The sequence below is a fragment of the Sporolactobacillus shoreae genome, from assembly GCF_004684935.1.
Lineage (GTDB): Bacteria > Bacillota > Bacilli > Bacillales > Sporolactobacillaceae > Sporolactobacillus > Sporolactobacillus shoreae.
Genome location: NZ_SRJD01000048.1, coordinates 1 through 4345, shown reverse-complemented (window position 1 = coordinate 4345; position 4345 = coordinate 1). Strand labels below are relative to the sequence as shown.

At 46.1% G+C, this 4345-nt stretch carries 7 protein-coding genes; all 7 read left to right on the top strand.

From position 1 onward, the window contains the following. Window positions 1-113 precede the first annotated feature (113 nt). Window positions 114-509, top strand: a complete 396-nt coding sequence (locus tag E4665_RS17885) for a RusA family crossover junction endodeoxyribonuclease (protein WP_135350162.1) — start codon at window positions 114-116, stop codon at window positions 507-509. A 3-nt stretch (window positions 510-512) separates the two neighbouring features. Then, on the top strand, window positions 513-740 hold the full coding sequence (locus tag E4665_RS17880; RefSeq protein ID WP_135350161.1) for a hypothetical protein: 228 nt from the start codon (window positions 513-515) through the stop codon (window positions 738-740). Next, window positions 737-1249 (top strand): sigma-70 family RNA polymerase sigma factor, encoded by a 513-nt coding sequence (locus E4665_RS17875; RefSeq protein ID WP_135350160.1) that lies wholly within the window; start codon window positions 737-739, stop codon window positions 1247-1249. The genes E4665_RS17880 and E4665_RS17875 overlap by 4 nt, the downstream gene beginning before the upstream one ends. Before the next feature lie 68 nt (window positions 1250-1317). Further along, window positions 1318-1692: a hypothetical protein gene (locus tag E4665_RS17870; RefSeq protein ID WP_135350159.1), complete on the top strand. Its 375-nt coding sequence runs from the start codon at window positions 1318-1320 to the stop codon at window positions 1690-1692. 255 nt (window positions 1693-1947) lie between these two features. Continuing rightward, window positions 1948-2262: an HNH endonuclease gene (locus E4665_RS17865; protein WP_135350158.1), complete on the top strand. Its 315-nt coding sequence runs from the start codon at window positions 1948-1950 to the stop codon at window positions 2260-2262. Between the two features lie 331 nt (window positions 2263-2593). Next, complete coding sequence (locus tag E4665_RS17860) at window positions 2594-3052, top strand: phage terminase small subunit P27 family (RefSeq protein ID WP_135350157.1); 459 nt, start codon at window positions 2594-2596, stop codon at window positions 3050-3052. After that, a partial coding sequence (locus tag E4665_RS17855; RefSeq protein ID WP_422067270.1) for a terminase large subunit occupies window positions 3033-4345 on the top strand: 1313 nt, incomplete at its 3' end. The genes E4665_RS17860 and E4665_RS17855, both read left to right, overlap by 20 nt.

The following is a 4345-nucleotide window of genomic DNA, read 5'->3' as shown; positions in this document are numbered from 1 at the left end:
ACCCTGCGTGTGTGTCCGTGTGAGCCGTAGTCGTGCGACAGCTTACGCACGACGACATACGGAGCACACCACAGACACTAAGGCGAAACTAAAAATAAAAGGATTGACAAAATATGGTAACTGAATTTTTCATGCCGATGAAAGTTCCGACAACAACACATCAGCAGAAACAGGTACGAGTGCTGAAAGGCAAGCCAGTCTTTTATGAACCCGATGACTTGCAGGCTGCACGGTCGAAGCTGATGGCTTACCTTGGACAGCATGTACCAGCTGAAAAATATAAAGCAGCCATTCGCTTAACTAGCTGGTGGTGCTTTGAGAAGTCGGGTAAGCATCAGAACGGCGCATACAAGACGACGAAACCTGATACTGATAACTTGGTGAAATTGCTGAAAGATTGCATGACGGCGTTAGGATACTGGAAAGATGACGCGCTCGTAGCCAGTGAAGTGATTGAGAAGTATTGGGCAGATACGCCAGGCATCTACATCAAGATTGAAGAGGTGTGAGCCATGGATTATAAAAAGTTTTTCGGCGATGTTGCCGACTGGGTACTTGAAGTCAACAATAAAGCATCGTCTCTTGGCTTGGACAGTGATCCGTTTTGGAAGTGGATCATGCAGTCATCTGCTGAAATCAGTGAGCGATACGAAAATAATAAGCTGGTTGTCAATCAGATGGTGATGCTCGTTGATTGGGTACAGGACATCTACAGAGCAAGCAAGGAGGCAGCAGGATGACGATTGAAAAGCTTAACGGTCCGTGGGTTGGCCAATTAATTGACGAATACGAAACAACCATGACCGAACTACGAAATTATCACGGCAAAGTCAATCAGGCCGACAAAGTCGAACGTGAGGCCGTGAATCGCTTAATATCGAATCTGTCGTACAGTTTATCCTGGATGCGATCAGGCAAGGAACCGGGCAACAGAAAAGACTGGGGGTCACGATCATCATACCAGATGACGACCTTTGAGCCGGATATGGACCTGTATCCGTGCTTGGATCTGCTGCCAGATCCTGAACCGCTAGATGCTGAGGACAAACAGCGCATCGTAGATGCACTGATGACGTTGAGCATTCGAGAACGGCAAGTTTTCATTTTGGCTGAAGGATATGGACTGAGTCAAAGGCAGATTGCGGCAGAACTTAATCTATCAAGACGACGGGTCCAAGATTGTATTAAATCGTCAAAAGAAAAATTTAAAAACGCGTCCACTTCGCGTCCATCTGCCAACTATAAGTGAGAGGGTATTTTCTCTAAAGCACTCAATGCGGAGTGCTTTTTATTATGTATTCAGGAGGTTATGCAGAGATGGCAGATCAGAGCAAACCGATTACGGATGGATGGGAACCGCCAGTTCCACCAATAAAGATTAGATCACAAGGCGGAAGTATTGAGAAAGATAAGATGCCGAAAGAGGCAATGGATGAATACTTGAAATGCCAGGAAGTTGCCTATAAGAAGGCTGAGGTATTGGGCAAACCAATCAGTGAACTAACGGTCAAAGTGAATATCGATTGCAGCGATGCACTGAAGGGATTGAAAGCCGTGCAACGTGAAGCAAAGAAGGCAACACAAGCGCTGAAGGAACTAGATAAAACGAAGAGGTATATCGGAGTTGATCTTGCCAACGGTCCGGATCAATCGGTGGTGATGAACCATGAAACAATACTGGAAGATCTATAAGTCCAATCGTAAACGCGCTTCTGTGATTCAATCTCTGATCAATACGTATCGTTGCTATCGGATCATGAGACGTGATCATTAAGACGGGGAGTGATGCTTGATGCTATGGGTTATCGTTGTTCTAATATTGATTAATATATTCTTATCCGAACGTTTGTATTATGCATTATATAATCTCAAATGCACTGAAGAATATGCATTGAATCGAGACAAACAGATTAGAATGATGCAGCGGATCAGAGGCATTCACTGACGATGCCTAGACAACGTGATGACATTGATGCGTTATACCATACCACAAGATGGGCAAAGTGCAGACATGTTGTCCTGATTCGTGATGCTTATCTCTGTCAAGAGTGCTTACGTCGTGGACTGATCACACCTGCAAACACGGTGCATCATCGTGTTCCTGCACGAGATGATCTAGCGTTGTTCTTTGATCAAGATAACCTCGAAGCAACCTGCGATGAATGCCACAACCGTGATCATCCAGAGCGTAGTGGTGGCAAACCAAAGCCGAAGCAGAACCATGATGTGATGAAGTTCTATTCAAACAATGAAACAAGTTAGATTCATTGTTTGATTCGTTTGCGTTTATCACATTTTGTTCACATGTTTGACACAAATAGAGCGACAACGTGCCAGCGCAGCTGATTCGATTTCAAATATTAAAAAATTATTGGATATCCCCCCTGGTCGAGAAATGAAGGATTCAGTGATGAAAATAAACGGTGCGGGCCATCCTTTACAATAAATTCGCTGATCAATATTTTTTAAATGCCAAAAAAAGATGGTATCCTTCCCTTTCGGGATTGGTTACCATCTTTTTCGATAACATCGTATATCGACCCTGCGGATTTGTAAAGACCAAAATAAAATTTTTTTGAGGAGGTGACAGACCATGCCGACACCAGCAAAATCAGCAAGATTGCAATTGGTTCAGGGGAACCCGAACCGGCGCACAAAGGAACAGCTTAATAAACGTGCCGAAAATGAAAAGAAACTGCAGATGCGGGCTGAGAATATCAAACCGCCGGCATGGCTGCCAACCGCTGCAAAGAAAGAGTTCAAACGGCTGGCCGAACTGCTGCTTGAAGTTGAGCTGATTAATGAAGCCGACATTGACCATCTGGCGCTGTTTTGCGATGCTTACGCCCAATATATCCAGTACACCAAAGAGATCAAGAGTATGGGGCTCTGGGTGGACGGAAAATCGAATCCACTGATTATGCGTAAGAAAGACGCGGCTGCACAAATGCGGTCATTCGGTGCCGACCTTGGTCTATCACCTTCCGCACGTGCAAAACTCGCTATAAAGCTGAATGGCGATGACAGAAACGATGATGAAGATGAATTCTAAGCCCCTTTTGGATATGAATTACACCGAATTGACCCAATGGTGGGACGCTTACCGGGAAGAACAGGCATCCTGGGGTGCGTTTCTTAAGGAACCGTATCCGGAACTACTCACAACGTGGTACGCTGAACGGCTGATTGATGGTTCCATTCCAGCGTCAAAGGAGAATATATCGGCTGCCAAACGGCACATAAACGACCTGAAACGGCAGGGGACCGATGAATTTCCATGGGTTTTTGACGAGGAAAGGGCGCATCGTCCCATTCGGTTTATCGAAAAGAAATGCAAACCGAGTAAAGGCGACTTTGACCAGCTTGTTTTGCAACCCTGGCAACACTTTGTGATCGGTTCGCTGTTCGGCTGGGTGCATAAAGATACCGGAGTCCGACGTTTCCGCGAGGGATTGGTCTTCGTTTCTCGTAAAAACGGGAAAACGACGCTGATCTCGGGCGTGTCCAACTACATGCTCGGGTTTGACGAAGAAAACGGCGCACGGGTCTACGTGCTGGCGAACGCCGAGCAACAGGCGCATGAGTTATTCGATGAAGCCAAGGCCATGGTGGAGAAATCGCCGTATCTGTCCAAAAAGTATAAGCCTCAGCGATCGGTGATCCGGTTTGACGAAGCGTATTCGAAAATCGAAGCCCGTGCATCCGATAGTAAACGACTGGACGGGCTGAACACGCACCTGGGCATTTTCGATGAAATTCACGAATTCAAGGACTTTAAGCTGATTAACGTCATCAAAAAGAGCCGCGGTGCCCGAAAACAGCCGCTGATCATCTACATTACGACAGCCGGTTATGTATTAGACGGCCCATTGATGGACTTTTACGAGATCGGGAAGAGCGTTGTTAACGGTATCGAGGTCGATGACCGGACGTTTTATTATCTTGCCAAGTTGGATGACCTGGAAGAAATGGACAAGCCGGAGTTTTGGATCAAGGCGAACCCAAACATCTGCCTGATGGACTTCGTCAACCTGGTCAATGACTGGAAAAAGGATAAGAAAAGTCCGCAAGAGCGGGCCGACTGGGTCACTAAGCAGTTCAATATCTTTTCCGACGTTGATGAAATGTCCTTTGTCGATGTCGCGACGATCAATAAGAACAACAAAGTGCTTGATATCGAAACGCTAAAGGGGCGTGAGTGTATTGGCGGCTATGACCTATCTGAAACAGAGGACTTTACGTCAGCTTGTCTCGAATTTCCACTTGAGACGGGCGAGATTTTTATCCTGTCGCACTCGTGGATACCCTTAGCACGGTTTGATCGTGACGGTCATCAAGAACGGCT